At 62.9% G+C, this 15633-nt stretch carries 16 protein-coding genes; 10 read left to right on the top strand and 6 right to left on the bottom strand.

What is annotated here, in order from left to right:
- Nucleotides 1–126 precede the first annotated feature (126 nt).
- From NKH57_RS31570 to NKH57_RS31555, 4 genes are all read right to left on the bottom strand, one after another.
- The gene (locus NKH57_RS31570; protein WP_352604822.1) at nucleotides 127–999 is read right to left on the bottom strand and encodes an MBL fold metallo-hydrolase; all 873 of its coding nucleotides are present in this window, start codon (nucleotides 997–999) and stop codon (nucleotides 127–129) included.
- 140 nt (nucleotides 1000–1139) lie between these two features.
- Nucleotides 1140–1799 (bottom strand): peroxiredoxin, encoded by a 660-nt coding sequence (locus NKH57_RS31565; RefSeq protein ID WP_023757414.1) that lies wholly within the window; start codon nucleotides 1797–1799, stop codon nucleotides 1140–1142.
- A gap of 217 nt (nucleotides 1800–2016) precedes the next feature.
- Nucleotides 2017–2382, bottom strand: coding sequence for a cell division protein ZapA (locus NKH57_RS31560; RefSeq protein WP_023757415.1), 366 nt, complete (start codon nucleotides 2380–2382; stop codon nucleotides 2017–2019).
- 20 nt (nucleotides 2383–2402) lie between these two features.
- Complete coding sequence (locus NKH57_RS31555; RefSeq protein ID WP_013529251.1) at nucleotides 2403–2675, bottom strand: DUF4164 domain-containing protein; 273 nt, start codon at nucleotides 2673–2675, stop codon at nucleotides 2403–2405.
- Nucleotides 2676–2937: 262 nt separating this feature from the next.
- Between NKH57_RS31555 and tkt the strand changes: the two genes are divergently transcribed.
- The 7 genes from tkt (at nucleotide 2938) to NKH57_RS31520 (ending at nucleotide 12469) form a co-directional block, all read left to right on the top strand.
- A complete protein-coding gene (gene tkt, locus NKH57_RS31550; protein WP_352950150.1) occupies nucleotides 2938–4929 on the top strand; it encodes a transketolase in 1992 nt (663 codons plus the stop codon).
- A 157-nt stretch (nucleotides 4930–5086) separates the two neighbouring features.
- Nucleotides 5087–6097 (top strand): type I glyceraldehyde-3-phosphate dehydrogenase, encoded by a 1011-nt coding sequence (gap, locus tag NKH57_RS31545; protein WP_023757417.1) that lies wholly within the window; start codon nucleotides 5087–5089, stop codon nucleotides 6095–6097.
- Nucleotides 6098–6312: 215 nt separating this feature from the next.
- A complete protein-coding gene (locus NKH57_RS31540; RefSeq protein ID WP_023757418.1) occupies nucleotides 6313–8202 on the top strand; it encodes a potassium/proton antiporter in 1890 nt (629 codons plus the stop codon).
- 144 nt (nucleotides 8203–8346) lie between these two features.
- The gene (locus NKH57_RS31535; protein ID WP_352950147.1) at nucleotides 8347–9543 is read left to right on the top strand and encodes a phosphoglycerate kinase; all 1197 of its coding nucleotides are present in this window, start codon (nucleotides 8347–8349) and stop codon (nucleotides 9541–9543) included.
- 164 nt (nucleotides 9544–9707) lie between these two features.
- Nucleotides 9708–10733, top strand: a complete 1026-nt coding sequence (locus NKH57_RS31530; RefSeq protein WP_352950145.1) for a class I fructose-bisphosphate aldolase — start codon at nucleotides 9708–9710, stop codon at nucleotides 10731–10733.
- A gap of 223 nt (nucleotides 10734–10956) precedes the next feature.
- Entirely contained in the window at nucleotides 10957–11697 is a 741-nt protein-coding gene (locus NKH57_RS31525) for a DUF899 domain-containing protein (RefSeq protein ID WP_352950143.1), read from the top strand.
- Between the two features lie 58 nt (nucleotides 11698–11755).
- Nucleotides 11756–12469 (top strand): SGNH/GDSL hydrolase family protein, encoded by a 714-nt coding sequence (locus NKH57_RS31520; protein WP_352950141.1) that lies wholly within the window; start codon nucleotides 11756–11758, stop codon nucleotides 12467–12469.
- 30 nt (nucleotides 12470–12499) lie between these two features.
- Here the strand turns inward: NKH57_RS31520 and NKH57_RS31515 are convergent, their stop codons facing one another.
- The gene (locus tag NKH57_RS31515) at nucleotides 12500–12679 is read right to left on the bottom strand and encodes a hypothetical protein (protein ID WP_032906964.1); all 180 of its coding nucleotides are present in this window, start codon (nucleotides 12677–12679) and stop codon (nucleotides 12500–12502) included.
- A 98-nt stretch (nucleotides 12680–12777) separates the two neighbouring features.
- Nucleotides 12778–13725, bottom strand: coding sequence for a ring-cleaving dioxygenase (locus tag NKH57_RS31510; RefSeq protein WP_352950139.1), 948 nt, complete (start codon nucleotides 13723–13725; stop codon nucleotides 12778–12780).
- 308 nt (nucleotides 13726–14033) lie between these two features.
- Here NKH57_RS31510 and NKH57_RS31505 point away from each other — a divergent pair, with 308 nt between their 5' ends.
- From NKH57_RS31505 to NKH57_RS31495, 3 genes are all read left to right on the top strand, one after another.
- Nucleotides 14034–14201, top strand: coding sequence for a hypothetical protein (locus NKH57_RS31505; protein ID WP_023757425.1), 168 nt, complete (start codon nucleotides 14034–14036; stop codon nucleotides 14199–14201).
- 89 nt (nucleotides 14202–14290) lie between these two features.
- Nucleotides 14291–14881, top strand: a complete 591-nt coding sequence (locus NKH57_RS31500) for a DJ-1/PfpI family protein (protein WP_352950137.1) — start codon at nucleotides 14291–14293, stop codon at nucleotides 14879–14881.
- 462 nt (nucleotides 14882–15343) lie between these two features.
- Nucleotides 15344–15633: helix-turn-helix transcriptional regulator (locus NKH57_RS31495; RefSeq protein ID WP_352950135.1), on the top strand; the 290-nt coding region annotated here is incomplete at its 3' end.

Genomic DNA, 15633 nt, shown 5'->3' with positions numbered 1-15633 from the left:
GAAGGCCCCTAAAGAATCAACCTTTCCACTCAACGCAAGACTTACTCTTACTCATATGCGATTCCCCTGCCCTTGCGGGGGAGATCGGCAGTTTCACCGGCCGCGCCCGGCACAAAAAAATACTTCTCACAGCCCATCCAGCGGAAACTTCAGGTACCGCCGGCCATTCGCCTCGGGCTCCGGCAGCCGTCCGCCATTCATGTTGACCTGCAGCGCATGCAGGATCAGCCTCGGCATCGGCAGCGTCCTGTCCCGAGCCTCGCGCAGGGCGACGAACTCAGCCTCGCTGCGGGCGGCGACGAGATGGGTGTTGGTCGCCTTCTGCGCCGCCACCGTGCTTTCCCACAAGGGCTCGCGGCCGCCGGCCTGATAGTCATGGCCGACGAAGACGCGCGTCTCATCCGGCATTGCCAGGATGTCCTGGATCGAGCGCCAGAGCCGAGCGGCACTGCCGCCGGGAAAGTCCGTTCTCGCCGTGCCGCTGTCGGGCATGAACAGCGTGTCATGGATAAAAGCGGCATCGCCGATCACATAGGTGATCGAGGCCAGCGTGTGCCCGGGTGAGAACAGCACCTTGACCGGAAGCGTGCCGACCTGAAAGGTCTCGCCCTCCGCAAACAGCCTGCCCCACTGCGAACCGTCGGCGGGAAAATCCGGCCAGTTGTAGATCGCCTTCCACAGTTTCTGGACGTCGACAACCCTGTCCCCGATCGCCGTCGGTGCACCGGTCTTCTCTTTCAGATAGTGCGCCGCCGAGAAATGGTCGGCATGCGGATGGGTGTCGAGGATCCATTCGACGCTCAGCCCCTGCTCGCTGATGAAGTCGAGCAGGGCGTCGGCATTCGTCGTTGCCGTGGCGCCGGATCTCTCGTCGAAATCGAGGATCGGATCGATGATGGCGCAGCGCTTCGTCGCCTGGTCGGCGACGACATACTGGATGGCCCCTGTCGGCTTGTCATAGAAGCCGCTGACCTGCGGCCTGGCCAAAGCTACGTCCAATTTCGGCTTCCCCACGCTTGGCCAGCAGGAACGATTTTCTCTGATGGCACCCGAGAGGAGCATGGTTGTCCGCTCGGGTGACCCAGTCAAGTATCAATTCGCTCGCAGCGGCGAGAACGCCAAAAACTGTTCCGAAGCAATCAGGCGGATGGCTGCTTGGTCTTCCTGAGATAGGGCAGGATGGTCTCGTAAGCGCCGAAACGCTTGATCGCATCCTCGTTGGAAACGGCGGCGGTGATGATGACGTCCTCGCCCTGCTTCCAGTTCGCCGGCGTCGCCACCTGATGCTTGGCGGTCAGCTGCATGGAATCGACCGCGCGCAGGATCTCGTCGAAGTTGCGGCCCGTGGTCATCGGGTAGGTCAGCACCAGCTTGATCTTCTTGTCCGGTCCGATGACGTAGACCGAGCGCACCGTGGCGTTGTCGGCGGGCGTGCGGCCCTCCGACGTTTCGCCGGCACCGGCGGGCAGCATATCATAGAGCTTGGCGACCTTGAGGTCCTTGTCGCCGATCAGCGGATAGTGCACCGTTTGGCCGGTCGCCGTCTTGATGTCGGCCTGCCACTTGTCGTGGCTCGCAACCGGATCGACCGAAATGCCGATGATCTTGACGTTGCGCTTCTTGAACTCACCCTCAAGCCCGGCCATCGTGCCAAGTTCGGTCGTGCAGACCGGCGTGAAATTCTTCGGGTGGCTGAACAGAATCGCCCAGCCGTCACCGATCCATTCATGGAATTTGATCGTCCCTTGCGTGGTCTCGGCGGTGAAATCCGGCGCGATATCGTTGATACGAAGGCTCATGGAACATCTCCCCTGTAAACAGATTCCGCCAGAAGCAAGAGGCGGCAAACCATGGCCGCCATCACATGTCCACGCTCCGGCAATCGCCATCTTAGCGCAAAAATTGCGGCCGCGAGATAATATCAAACTCTTGTCGGCGGAAGTGCGAGAATTTTCATGCTGCCGGGGCACCGCCAGCGGATAAGAGCTTTGGTTTGAACTCGAAGTGCGCGCTGCCTCAGGTCTTGTTGACCGCCAAGGTCGCCGTCAGGTCTTCCATCCGCTGCGCCAGCGCGCCAAGCGCATTGGTCAGCACGCTGTCGTTCTTGTCGGCCTTGGTCAGGGCGTCGTCGCGGGTCTTGCGCAAGGTCAGCACTTCGCTCTCCATGCCCTTGACGCGCTTCTGCAGCTCCGAGAGTTCGTCCATCACCATGATGCCGGCCATCACCGTCAGCCGCTGGTCGCCGATCTCGCCAAAGGAGTCCTTCAGATGCGAGACATAGCGGTCGAAACGTTCGGCAAGGTCGATCAGATGATCTTCCTGGCCTTCGTCGCAGGCCATCCGATACTGTTTGCCGTCGATGGAAACCGTGACTTGAGCCATGAGCCTACCTGTCCAGCCCCTTACCTGTCCAACACAGCGCGGATGGTTTCCATGGCGGTCACCAGCCGTCGCGAGACTTCCTTGTTGGCGTCTTCCAGGCGTTCGGCACGCGCTTCGGAATTGTCGAGTTCCTGTGCCAGCCGGGAGCGGTCGGCATTCATCCGCTGCACCTCGGCCTCGGCTTCCGAGTAATCGCGCTCATGCTCGAGCTTGGCCGCAACAGCGTTTTCCAGCCCCTCGATGGCCTTTCCGAGCCTGGCGATAACTTCCTTGAGTGTGGCTTCCCCGGTCATGGCCTTCGTCCTGTGCCCTGCCCATCACCGAATCGTTCGCGTTCAGAACGCGTTATCCAGGAAACATTAGGCACCGGGTGAAGGCAACGTCAACAAAGCTCTCGCGACTGTCCCCTGCTAACGCTAATGTAGACCCGCCGCCGGCATCACAAGGCCGGCAAATGTGCACCGATTTGTTGACTAAAAGCGCGCGCCTGCTATGTGTCGCGCACCCTTTTCAAGGGCTCTCCCAAGCCCCCAAACCCCCACTTCTGGAGGAATCATGACGTCGCGTGAACAACATGACCGGATGGCCAATGCGATCCGCTTTCTCTCCATGGATGCAGTCGAGAAGGCAAATTCCGGCCATCCCGGCCTGCCGATGGGTTGCGCCGACATCGCCACGGTGCTGTTCACGCGCTTCCTGAAATATGATCCCAAGGCCCCGCACTGGGCCGACCGCGATCGTTTCATCTTGTCGGCCGGCCATGGCTCGATGCTGCTCTATTCGCTGCTGCATCTGACTGGCTACGAAGACATGACCATCGACCAGATAAAGCACTTCCGCCAGTTGGGCTCGAAGACTGCTGGCCACCCCGAATACGGCCATGCCACCGGCATCGAGACGACGACCGGCCCGCTTGGCCAGGGCCTCGCCAATTCGGTCGGTTTCGCTCTCGGCGAGCGCATCATGAACGCCGCCTTCGGCAACGATCTCGTCGATCACTACACCTATGTGCTGGCTGGCGACGGCTGCCTGATGGAAGGCGTGTCCCAGGAAGCCATCGCGCTTGCCGGGCACCTCAAGCTCAACAAGCTGATCGTCTTCTGGGACAACAACAACATCTCGATCGACGGTCCGGTGTCGCTGTCCGACAACACCGATCAGGTCGCCCGCTTCCAGGCCTCCGGCTGGAATGCCAGCCACATCGACGGAACCGATCCAGAAGCCATCGCCTATGCGATCGAAGCCGCCCGTCATTCCGACAAGCCGACGATGATCGCCTGCAAGACGACCATCGGCTTCGGCGCACCGACCAAGGCCGGCACCAACAAAGCACACGGTTCACCGCTCGGCGCCGACGAGATCGCCGGCGCGCGCAAGTTCTTCAACTGGGATTCGTCGCCCTTCGAGATTCCGGCCGACATCCTCGACGCCTGGCGCACCGCCGGCAAGGCCGGCGTCAAGGCGCGCACCGACTGGGAAGGCCGCCTGGCCAGGGCCGACGCGAAGCTGCAGGCCGAGTTCGAGCGCCGCATCAGCGGCAAGCTGCCGTCTGATTTCGACGCCGTCATTGCCGATTACAAGAAGAAGCTCTCGGCCGACAAGCCGAAGGTCGCCACCCGCAAGTCGTCCGAGATGGCGCTGGAAGTCATCAACGGCGCCGTGCCCGAGACCATCGGCGGTTCTGCCGACCTGACCGGCTCCAACAACACCAAAACCAGCCAGACCAAGAACATCACATCAGACGATTATGGCCAGCGCTATGTCCACTTCGGCATCCGTGAGCACGGCATGGCGGCCGCGATCAACGGCCTGACGCTGCATGGCGGCCTCATCGCCTATGGCGGCACTTTCCTGTGCTTCTCCGACTATGCCCGTCCGTCGATGCGGCTGGCGTCGCTGATGGGCATCCGCTCGATCTTCGTCATGACCCATGATTCCATCGGTCTGGGCGAAGACGGCCCGACCCACCAGCCGGTTGAGCATCTGGCCGCATTGCGCGCCATCCCCAACCACAATGTCTTCCGCCCGGCCGACGCGGTGGAAACCGCCGAGTGCTGGCAAATCGCCCTCGCATCGGAAAAGACGCCGTCGACGCTGGCGCTGACCCGCCAGAACCTGCCGACGGTGCGCAACGAATTCGTTGCCAAGAACCTGAGCAGCCAGGGCGCCTATGAACTGGCCGCAGCCAGCGGCGAGGCGGCGGTGACGATCTTCGCCACCGGCTCCGAGGTCGAGATCGCGCTCGGTGCCCGCGACCTGCTTGAAAAGCATGGTCATCCCACACGCGTCGTCTCGGTGCCTTGCTTCGAGCTGTTTGACCAGCAGAGCGCCGACTATCGAAAGGCGACGATCGGCAACGCGCCGGTCAAGATGGCGATTGAAGCCAGCATCCGCCAGGGCTGGGATCATCTGATCGGCTCCGACGGCATCTTCATCGGCATGACCGGTTTCGGGGCTTCGGGCAGCATCGAACAGCTTTATCCGCATTTCGGCATCACCGCCGAAGCTGCGGCCAAGGCGGCGGAAGCCCGCCTGCATGCCAAGTAGGTTGGTTCAAAGCCGGCGAAATCGCGCAAGGCGGTTTCGCCGGGTTGGCCCAACCTAATCGATTTAAATCCACGTCGCTGCGGCTGGATTCTTTCCGCTTCCGCCGCTATGAAACTGCGGACCTATCGTCTGCCGTCCAGCTCCCAGGGAGAGAATAATGACCGTCAGAGTTGCCATCAACGGATTCGGCCGCATCGGCCGCAACATCCTGCGCGCCATCCATGAATCCGGCCGCAGGGACATCGACGTCGTCGCCGTCAACGACCTCGGCCCGGTCGAGACCAACGCGCACCTCTTGCGCTACGACAGCGTGCATGGCCGCTTCCCGCATGAAGTCTCGGTGTCCGGCGACCAGATCACCGTCGGCAAGGAGACGTTCAAGGTCACCGCAATCAAGGATCCGACGCAGTTGCCGTGGAAGGAACTCGGCATCGACATCGCGCTCGAATGCACCGGCATCTTCACCGCCCGCGACAAGGCAGCCGCGCATCTGACCGCCGGCGCCAAGCGCGTCATCGTTTCGGCCCCGGCCGAAGGCGCCGACCTCACCGTGGTCTACGGCATCAACCACGACCAGCTGACCAAGGACCACATCATCATCTCGAATGCGTCCTGCACCACCAACTGCCTGGCGCCGCTGGCAGCCGTGCTGCACGAGACGGTCGGCATCGAAAAGGGCATGATGACGACCATCCATTCCTATACAGGCGACCAGCCGACGCTGGACACCATGCACAAGGATCTCTACCGCGCCCGCGCCGCCGCCCTGTCGCAGATACCGACCTCGACCGGTGCCGCCAAGGCGATCGGCCTCGTGCTGCCCGACCTCAAGGGCAAGCTTGACGGCATCTCGATCCGCGTGCCGACCCCGAACGTCTCTGTCGTCGACTTCAAGTTCATCGCCAAGCGTGCGACCACCGTCCAGGAGATCAACGACGCAGTGATCGCCGCTTCCAACGGCAAGCTGAAGGGTATCCTCGGCGTCACCCATCACCCGAACGTCTCGATCGACTTCAATCACGATCCGCGCTCCTCGATCGTGGCGCTCGACCAGACCAAGGTGATGGACGGCAACTTCGTTTCGGTGCTGTCCTGGTACGACAACGAATGGGGTTTCTCCAACCGCATGGGCGATACAGCAGTCGCCTTCGGCAAGACCATCGCCTGATCGCGCACCCATCTTCTCGAGACTGAAACGCCCGGCTTCGTCCGGGCGTTTTTCATGAGTGCGCCTTGCGCCTTCACAATTGGTATCCTGAGCGCCAAAACATCCGAAAATCAGCGGCATAGGCAAAAAACCGCCCCGCTGCCTTGCACTGGTCATGTCTTCGCCCCACTCTGCCGTGAAGCGAGAGAAAGAGGAATTCGAGGGGCAAATCACGGATGGAGCACGCGATCTATCTCGTCACGCTGGTCGGTACAGCGCTTGTCGTCGCCGCCGCCTTTTCGAGCCTGATCGCCTTCCGCTTCGGCGCCCCGCTTCTGCTCCTGTTCCTCTGCATTGGCCTGGCCACCGGTACCGACGGTCTCGGCATCCAGTTCGACAATGCCCGCATCGCCTATTTTGCCGGCTCACTGGCGTTGGCCGTCATCCTGTTCGATTCCGGCTTCGGCACGCCACTCAACGCCTTGCGGCAGGCCGCCGGTCCAGCGCTGTCGCTGGCAACCTTCGGCGTGCTTGTCACCACCGGCCTGTTCGGCGCCGCCGCCCACTATCTGCTCCACCTCACCTGGCTGGAATCCTTCCTGCTCGGCGCCGCGGTCGCCTCCACCGATGCCGCGGCCGTGTTCTTCCTGCTGCGCGCAGGCGAGATCAATCTGCGCGAACGCGTGCGTTCGACGCTCGAGGTGGAATCCGGCACCAACGATCCGATTGCCATCTTCCTGACCATCACCCTGGTCGAGGTCATCGCCGCTAACGCCAACCCCGAGACCAATGTCCTGGTCACCAGCCTGTTCCTCGGCTTCCTTCTCAACATGGGCCTCGGCGCCGTCGTCGGCGTGCTCGGCGGCCTCGCGATCGTGCGCCTCGTCGACCGGCTCAATCTCGACCACGGCCTGCTGCCGATCTTCGTGCTGACCTTGTCGCTGATGGTCTTTGCCGCGGCCGGCGCCATTGGCGGCTCCGGCTTCCTGGCGGTCTATCTCGCCGGCCTCATCGCCGGCAATTCCGACATCCGCGCCGTCACAATTCTCAAGCGTTTCCAGGACGGCATGTCCTGGCTGGCGCAGATCATCATGTTCCTGATCCTTGGTTTGTTCGCGACGCCGTCGCAGTTCCCGGCCATCATGGTGCCGGCGGTGCTGCTCGGCCTGTTCCTGATGTTCGTGGCGCGGCCGATCGCGGTCTGGCTGTGCCTGGTCCCGTTCCGCCTGCCGCGTCCCGAGGTCGCCTTCGTTTCCTGGGTTGGCTTGCGCGGCGCGGTGTCGATCCTGCTCGCCATCACCCCGCTGCTCGGCGGCCTGGAAAACGGCCGCGTCATCTTCAATACCGCCTTCATCATCGTGCTGGTGTCGCTGGTCATCCAGGGCTGGACGGTCGGGCCGCTGGCCCGCCGCCTCGGTTTGATCGTGCCGGCCCGCCTTGGACCGCTGGACAAGGTCGAGCTGGAACTGCCGGGCTCGGCCCATCACGAACTTCTTGCCTATCGTGTCGCACCCGGCAGCCCGGTAGCGCGCGGCGAGCGAATCCCGCGCTGGGCCCGGCCCTCGCTAGTGCTGCGCGACGGTCGCTCGATGCGCTTCCAGGACATGGGCCGGCTCGCCGCCGGCGACCAGGTCTACATCTTCGTGCCGGACCGTTATCCGCGCCTGCTGGACAAGCTGTTCGCCAGCCGCGCCGTGGTCGATCCCGAGGACGCCGATTTCTTCGGCGCTTTCGCCGTCGATCCTGCACGCTCTGCCGCCGAACTGGAAATAGCCTATGCGCCCGGGCTCACCGACGTGGAGCAGCAAATGACCGTTGGCGCGCTGGTCACGGCGCGGCTCGGCGGCCATGCCGAATATGCCGACCGGGTGCTGATCGGCCCGATCGAACTGATCGTTCGCGACGTCGACGACAAGGGCAAGATCACGGGCCTCGGCCTTTCCTTTGAACCGACCGCGCCGGTTGCCCGGGTGCCGGTTTTCCTCAGCGCTGGCGAAATCGCCGACCGTCTCTCCACCTTCATCCGCAACTGGCGCAAGCCTACCGAGACGCGAGCGGACGAGGCGCGCGCGGACGAGATGCCTACCCCGGAACCCGCGCCCGAAAAGGCGGCGCCCGGAAACTGACAGCTTCGATTGCCGGCACTGCCGTTCATCCGCCTGCGGCACGAAATCGTGCCGGCTTCAAAAATTCGTTTCGAACCCGGGCTAAGCCTTGCATCATCGTTGGCGCGGGGTATGGTCGCCCGATTTTTCGCGAAAGGAACCCGCATGGCCGCCTTCAAGACACTCGACGATATCGGCAACATCAGCGGCAAGCGCGTGCTGGTGCGCGTCGACCTCAACGTGCCTGTCGCCGAAGGCAAGGTCACCGACGCTACCCGCATCGAACGCATTGCACCGACCATCGCCGAACTGTCCGGCAAGGGCGCCAAGGTCATCCTGCTTGCCCATTTCGGCCGGCCCAAGGATGGTCCTTCGCCTGAATTTTCGCTGGAGCCGATCGCCAAGGCGACGGCCGACGTGCTCGGCCGCCCCGTAGGCTTCGCCAGCGACTGCGTCGGCGGTACCGCGGCAAGCGCCGTCGCCGCCATGAGCGAGGGCGATGTGCTGCTGCTTGAAAACACCCGCTTCTACAAGGCCGAGGAAAAGAACGATCCGGCTTTCACCGAAAAGCTTGCCACTAATGGCGACATCTTCGTCAACGACGCCTTTTCCGCCGCGCACCGCGCCCATTCGTCGACCGAGGGGCTGGCACATCTGCTGCCGGCCTTTGCCGGCCGCACCATGCAGGCCGAGCTCGAAGCGCTGGAGAAGGGCCTGGGCAATCCGGTCCGTCCCGTCGTTGCCATCGTCGGCGGCGCCAAGGTCTCGACAAAGATCGACCTGCTGATGAACCTGGTGAAGAAGGTCGACGCATTGGTCATCGGTGGCGGCATGGCCAACACCTTCCTGGCCGCGCGCGGCACCGATGTCGGCAAATCACTGTGCGAGCATGATCTCGCCACGACCGCCAAGCAGATCATGATCGAAGCGGCCGAGGCCGGCTGCGCCATCATCCTGCCGGTCGACGGCGTCGTGGCCAAGGAATTCAAGGCGGGCGCGGCCTGCGAGACCGTCGCCATTTCGGACGTGTCGGCCGACGGCATGATCCTCGATGTCGGCGCCAAAACCGTGACGACCATCGGCGATTGGATCGACCGCGCCGCGACACTGGTATGGAACGGCCCGCTCGGCGCCTTCGAGATCGCACCCTTCGACCATGCGACGGTGGCGGCGGCCAAGCACGCGGCTCAGCGCACCAGGGCCGGCAAGCTGGTCTCCGTTGCCGGCGGCGGCGATACGGTGGCGGCCCTCAACCATGCCGGTGTCGCCGACGACTTCACCTATGTCTCGACAGCCGGCGGCGCCTTCTTGGAATGGATGGAAGGCAAGCCGCTGCCCGGCGTCGATGTGCTGAAACGCTAGACGCGCTTGGCGTCGCGGAACGCGGGAAACGGATAAGCCGATCAACACATGGAGAGAACGGGCAAGGTCGCCCGAGACTTTCAATCGATTCGAGCTTTCCGAGGCTCTTCCTTTGGCGGTAGACTTCCCTTAAGCGCGGAACGAACCCCTTCAGGAGAAGCAAAATGAGCGAACGTCTCGAAGACATTGCCGCCGCGATCGTCGCCGATGGCAAGGGCCTGCTGGCAGCCGATGAAAGTTCCGGCACCATCAAGAAGCGCTTCGACGTCATCGGCGTCGAATCGACCGCCGAAAGCCGCCGCGACTATCGCGAGATGATGTTTCGCGCCCGGGACGCGATGACCCGCTACATTTCCGGCGTCATCCTCTACGACGAGACGATCCGCCAGAAGGCCGCCGACGGCACGCCGCTGGTCGACATCATCAAGGCTGCTGGCGCCATACCCGGCATCAAGGTCGACGCCGGCGCCAAGCCTCTGGCCGGCTTTCCCGGCGACACCATCACCGAGGGCCTCGACGGCCTGCGCGAGCGCCTTGCCGAGTACTACAAGCTCGGCGCCCGCTTCGCCAAATGGCGCGCGGTGATCGACATCGACCAGGCCAAGGGCGTGCCCTCGGCCAATTCGATCAGCTCTAACGCCCACGCACTCGCCCGCTATGCGGCTCTTTGCCAGGAAGCCGGCATCGTGCCGATCGTCGAACCGGAAGTGCTGATGGACGGCGCCCACGACATCCACACCTGCTATGACATTTCGAAGGCGACGCTAATCAAGCTCTATGACGAGCTCCATGCGGCGCGAGTCGTCCTCGAAGGCACCATCCTGAAGCCCAACATGGTGCTGGCCGGCAAGAGATCGGGCAAGGTGAGCAGCCCGGAAGAAGTCGCGGAAAAAACCATAAAACTGTTTCGCGAGACCGTGCCGGCAGCCGTGCCGGGCATCGCCTTCCTCTCCGGCGGCCAGGCGGACGAGGAAGCGACCGCCAACCTCAACGCCATCAACGCCATCGGCCCGCACCCATGGAAGCTGACTTTCTCCTACGGTCGCGCGCTGCAAGCCGCGCCGCAGAAAGCCTGGAGCGGCAAAGCGTCGAACGTAGCCGCCGGCCAGGCCGCCTTCACCCATCGCGCCCATATGAACCATCTGGCGGCGCTTGGAAAATGGAAGGCGAGCCTGGAACAAGCCGCCTGATTGCAGTCCTTCTGTCTTCCGTCGAGCCCGGGCCATGCGCCCGGGTTTTTGTTTGTGACGTGCCGGACTTGGGATGGAGTGTCTGCGTCCTTATTTCCCTTCGGCGCTGGAGCATGATCCCGAAAAGTGGAATCCGGTTTCGGAAAAAGGCTCAACCAAACAGTCGACATGTCGGCTTTCGCCCATCCCGAACGTCCTTGGGATGACAGACAGGGAGAGATTCATGCATCGCAGCAAGGTTGTTTCGCGCGAAGACTGGTTTCAAGCGCACAAGGCGCATCTGGCGCGCGAGAAGGAACTGACGCGGCTTCGCGAGCGGATCGCGGCTGAGCGGCGTGAACTGCCCTGGCTGAAGATCAGGAAGGACTATGTCTTCGAGACCGAGCAAGGGCCGAGAAAACTGACCGACCTGTTTGCCGGCAACAGCCAGCTGATCGTCTATCACTTCATGTTCGGGCCGGGTTGCGGCCATCATTGCCTGGGCTGCTCGTTTCTTGCCGACCATATCGACGGCGCCAATCAGCATCTGAGACATCACGACGTGTCGCTGGTCGTGATCTCCCGCGCGCCGCTGGCGGAACTTCTGCCCTACAAGCAGCGCATGGGCTGGAAATTCGACTGGGTGTCGTCCTATGCCTCGGATTTCAATTTCGACATGCAGGTCTCCTTCACCGACAAGCAGATCGCCGCCGGCGATACCACCTACAATTTCGAGACCCGTCCCAGGACATCGAAGGAGCTTCCCGGCACCAGTGTTTTCTACAGGGACGAGACCGGCGACATCTTCCTCACCTTCATGTCGCGCGCCCGCGGCGGCGAGTCACTGATCGGCACGTATGACTATCTCGATATGACGCCGAAGGGCCGCGACGAAAACGGCCCGTATCACAGTTTGATGGACTGGGTGCGGCTGCATGACGAATATCAGGAAGGACGGGCGGCCAAGCCGAACTGCTGCGACTAAGGCTTTCAACCGGGCACAAACTTGCGCTAAGTCTGCCCCGATCGTTAACGGTATTGCCATGCGCTTCCCGGCCCTCCTCACCTGGCTCGCTTACCCGGTATATGTCTGGCAGGGCCTCGGCGTGCGCCGCCGCACGACGCGTATGCTGCCGGCGCAGGGGCCGGTCATGCACGAAATCACCGGCATAGCGCCGGCGATCTCGCTTCTGGTGCTGGGCGATTCCTCCGCCGCTTCGGTCGGCATCGGCAATTCGGAAAACGGGCTTGCCGCACAACTCGCCGTGCTGATTGCGCAAAACACCGGCCGCGCCGTGCGCTGGCGAGCCGCCGGCTTCAATTCGGCAACATCGGGCCAGATCCGCGACCACGTCCTGCCCAACCTGTCGGCCGATCCATGGACGCACATCGTGCTCGCTATCGGCACCAACGACACCAAGAATTTTCATTCCGTGCCGCGCTTCAAGAAGGAGTTCGGCGGCCTGCTCTATGCGCTCCGTGCCAAATGGCCGGAGGCGCGGGTGGTGTGGTCGCCGGTGCTGGAGTTCACGCGGGCGCCGGCAATGCCGCCGTTGCTCGGCAAGATCCTTGAGATCCGCGCCATCGACATGAACCGGATGGGCGAACGCCTCTGCCTGGAGCGCGGCGCGGTGCCGGCGTCGCGCCTGCCCATCGCCAATCCCGAGGCCGGCTTTGCCCCAGACGGCTTTCACGCCTCGGAAGCAGGCTACCGCGCCTGGGCCGAGCATCTCGTCGACCCGGTGCTTGGCGGCTGAAGGTTGACGCGGCCGCACGGCAGGCGAGGGCTATGCCCAGTGCCCAAGCACGGCCGTTATCGAAATCGCGGCCATTGCCAGCAGCGCCAGCTTCCAGAAGTCGCTGCGCCGTTTCAGTCCCGGCCAGCCGAGCGGCTTGATCAGCTGAATGACCATGATACCAACAATGACGAGCGCGAGGAGTTTCGACATGCCGCCTTTGACCAGCAACGCGGCCGGCTGTCAAAGCGCCTCGTTCCTTACCCGAGAAGAACAGGCGCCGCGATCCCGAACCAGAATGCGGCGCCCACCTTTGACCGGCGAGCGATCTACCTCAGCGGCTTGAGGCCGGCCTCGATCGAGGCGCGTTTCGCTTCGAGGAACGGCGGCAAGGCGAGGCTTTCACCCAACGTTTCCAGCGGTTCGTCGGCGGTGAACCCCGGCCCGTCTGTGGCGATTTCGAACAGGATACCGTTCGGCTCGCGGAAATAGAGCGAGCGGAAGTAATAGCGCTCGACCTCGCCGCTCGACGGCAGCCGGAATTCGGCCAGCCGCGCGGTCCATTGATGCAGCGTCTCCTGGTCCGGCGCCCGGAAGGCGACATGGTGAACCGCACCCGCGCCTTGTCGCGCCGGCGCCAGCCCCGGCTGCACCAGGACATGCAACTCCGCCGCGGGCCCGCCCTTACCCATTTCGAAGACGTGAACCTGGCCCTCCGGTGACGCATACTTGCGTGCCTCGCGCATGTTCATAACCTTGGTCACGACCGCCTCGGTGTTGGTGATATCAGGGACGCTGATGACGATCGGCCCGAGCCCGCGGATCTGATGCTCGGCCGGCACCGGGCTCTGCGCCCAGGGATGGCTGTCGCCTTTGCCGTCGTCGCTCACGAGCCGAAGGCGCTGGCCTTCGGGGTCTTCGAAATCCAGACTCGAGTAGCCGCCGATCTCGGCGATCTCTGCCGTCACAATGCCTTCGTCTGCCAAATGCTTCTTCCACCAGGCAAGGCTCTCCTGGCTGCCGACCCTGAGGCTGGTCCGCGCAATGCTGTGCGTACCGCGCTTCTCGCGTCCGACCGGCCAGTCGAAGAAGGTGAGATCGGTGCCCGGTGTGGCTTCGCCATCGGCATAGAAGAGGTGGTAGGCCGAGGTGTCGTCCTGGTTCACGGTCTTCTTGACCAGCCGCAGACCCAGCACCTTCGTGTAGAAGTGAAGATTGCCCGGCGCATTGGCGGTGATGGCGGTCAGATGGTGGATACCTGTCAGTTGCAAGCTCATGGTCGTCTCCCTGGTTTTGGGGAAGAATTTTCTCCCTTCATATCAGAACTGCGGCCACGTCGCTGAAGGCCTACCTATCCGGACGGTCCGTCGCCGAAGGGTGAACAATAGCGTCTCGATTTAGCTGCCTCGGTGAACAATCAATATCTGTGGCCCTGCCGCGGGCAGAATGCGATGCAACGAAAGCGATGGTTTCTCGGGCGAGCGCGGCGGCCCGAACTATTACTGCACGCCCTGCCACTCTCCTGACAGACTGCTGTCAGGAGGGGTGTGCGATAGTGTCTTCATCAGAAGAGAGGAGACCAGCCATGAACGGTTTTACCATTTTGCGCGGTATGCAGCACTATGTCGGCAAGATCCGGACGATGCGCAACGAGATCCGCACCCGGCGGCTCATGAACTCGCTGCCAGCGGACATTCGCAAGGATATCGGCTGGCCGGACATGTATGCCGACCGTCGCTTTCGCGGCAATTGAGTGAGACGAATTTTTCGACGCTGCGGTTGGATGTGGGCTCCGCAACGCCCAGATAACAGGTCCGGCGCGTGAGGGATGGGAGTGAGCTTATGCCCAAACAGAAGACGATCGGCTTCCTTTTCATCGAAGGTTTTGCCGACTGGGAGTATGGACTGCTGGCGGCCTCGGCGGTCGAATGGTTCGGCGCCCGGGCCGTGTCGCTGACGCCTGACGGCAAGCCGGTGACCGGGATCAGCGGCTTTCGGCTGACGCCCGATCGCTCGGCAAAAGCCGATGAGAATTCCGATCTCGACGCCATTGCCGCCATCGGCTCCGACGAATGGGCCGGCGAGGCACCGCCGGATGTTGCTGACCTGCTCAACGCTGTTGCATCGCGCGGCGGCGTGGTAGGCGGTATCTGCGCCGGTACTTTGCCGCTGGCCCGCGCCGGCCTGTTCGAGAAGGCCAGGCACACCAGCAATGGCCGCGACTGGATCAATGGTCATCAAGCCGGCTATGCCGGCGACAGCAACTACCAGGACGTGCCGTATGCCGTGGCTGACGGCAAGATTGTCTCCGCACCGGGCTCGGCGCCGGGCACTTTCGCGCTTGCCTTTCTGAAGACGCTTTATCCGGAAAGAGGCAGCGATCTCGCGCAGATGCGGACGCTGTACGCCAAGGAGTATGCTGAAGCCTCCTGACAGCATGCTGTCAGGAGGGGTGTGCAATGGTGCAAGCTTCAGACACTGTGCATCGGCGGTCGAAAGGACGATCGATGAAGAGTTGGAACGACAGACTGAACACACCAGTCACCAACGGCGAGAAACCGACGCCGCGCACGGTGGCCGGTGTCATCGAAGGTCAGCCGACGGTGCGACAGGTCGATGATTTCATCCGCTCGATTCGCGAAGGCGCCGAAGTGACATGTCCGGTCACGTCAGATTATCATGATGCCGCCAATGAGGATCTCGGGCGCGGCGTGACGCTAACCCTTCTGGCGCATGCTCGATCGGAAGACGCCGACATTGAGAAGATTGGCCTTCTGCGCGGCATACCTCGCCGCGCAGCGCAAGCGCGAAGGGCTGAGACCGTGACGCATGCCGCCCAAAAGTGTTCTGCGGTTTTGGGCGACACGCATAAACACAACGTCGAGGGATCATACGATGCGCCGCGCCGACAGGCTCTTCCAGATCGTGCAGCATCTGCGCGGTGGCCGTCTGGTCACCGCCCAGAAGCTCGGCACGTGGCTCGAGGTTTCCGAGCGAACCATCTATCGCGACATTGCCGACCTGCAGTCGACCGGGGTGCCGATCGATGGCGAGGCCGGCGTTGGCTACATGATGAGGGAGGGTTTCGACCTTCCACCGCTGATGTTCACGCGTGACGAGATCGTCGCGCTGGTTGCGGGCGCCCGCATGGTGCGCGCCTTTGGCGGTGCTGCCATGGCGCGCAC

The organism is Mesorhizobium sp. M1050 (assembly GCF_040318715.1).
In the GTDB taxonomy this organism is placed as follows: domain Bacteria; phylum Pseudomonadota; class Alphaproteobacteria; order Rhizobiales; family Rhizobiaceae; genus Mesorhizobium.
This window is presented reverse-complemented; position numbering and strand designations above follow the sequence as displayed.

What these genes read in the sequence shown, in the direction of transcription:
- NKH57_RS31565 (WP_023757414.1), bottom strand. Translation starts at nt 1,799, where the DNA reads ATGAGCCTTCGTATCAACGATATCGCGCCGGATTTCACCGCCGAGACC.
- NKH57_RS31560 (WP_023757415.1), bottom strand. Translation starts at nt 2,382, where the DNA reads ATGGCTCAAGTCACGGTTTCCATCGACGGCAAACAGTATCGGATGGCC.
- NKH57_RS31555 (WP_013529251.1), bottom strand. Translation starts at nt 2,675, where the DNA reads ATGACCGGGGAAGCCACACTCAAGGAAGTTATCGCCAGGCTCGGAAAG.
- tkt (WP_352950150.1), top strand. Translation starts at nt 2,938, where the DNA reads ATGACGTCGCGTGAACAACATGACCGGATGGCCAATGCGATCCGCTTT.
- gap (WP_023757417.1), top strand. Translation starts at nt 5,087, where the DNA reads ATGACCGTCAGAGTTGCCATCAACGGATTCGGCCGCATCGGCCGCAAC.
- NKH57_RS31540 (WP_023757418.1), top strand. Translation starts at nt 6,313, where the DNA reads ATGGAGCACGCGATCTATCTCGTCACGCTGGTCGGTACAGCGCTTGTC.
- NKH57_RS31535 (WP_352950147.1), top strand. Translation starts at nt 8,347, where the DNA reads ATGGCCGCCTTCAAGACACTCGACGATATCGGCAACATCAGCGGCAAG.
- NKH57_RS31530 (WP_352950145.1), top strand. Translation starts at nt 9,708, where the DNA reads ATGAGCGAACGTCTCGAAGACATTGCCGCCGCGATCGTCGCCGATGGC.
- NKH57_RS31525 (WP_352950143.1), top strand. Translation starts at nt 10,957, where the DNA reads ATGCATCGCAGCAAGGTTGTTTCGCGCGAAGACTGGTTTCAAGCGCAC.
- NKH57_RS31520 (WP_352950141.1), top strand. Translation starts at nt 11,756, where the DNA reads ATGCGCTTCCCGGCCCTCCTCACCTGGCTCGCTTACCCGGTATATGTC.
- NKH57_RS31510 (WP_352950139.1), bottom strand. Translation starts at nt 13,725, where the DNA reads ATGAGCTTGCAACTGACAGGTATCCACCATCTGACCGCCATCACCGCC.
- NKH57_RS31505 (WP_023757425.1), top strand. Translation starts at nt 14,034, where the DNA reads ATGAACGGTTTTACCATTTTGCGCGGTATGCAGCACTATGTCGGCAAG.
- NKH57_RS31500 (WP_352950137.1), top strand. Translation starts at nt 14,291, where the DNA reads ATGCCCAAACAGAAGACGATCGGCTTCCTTTTCATCGAAGGTTTTGCC.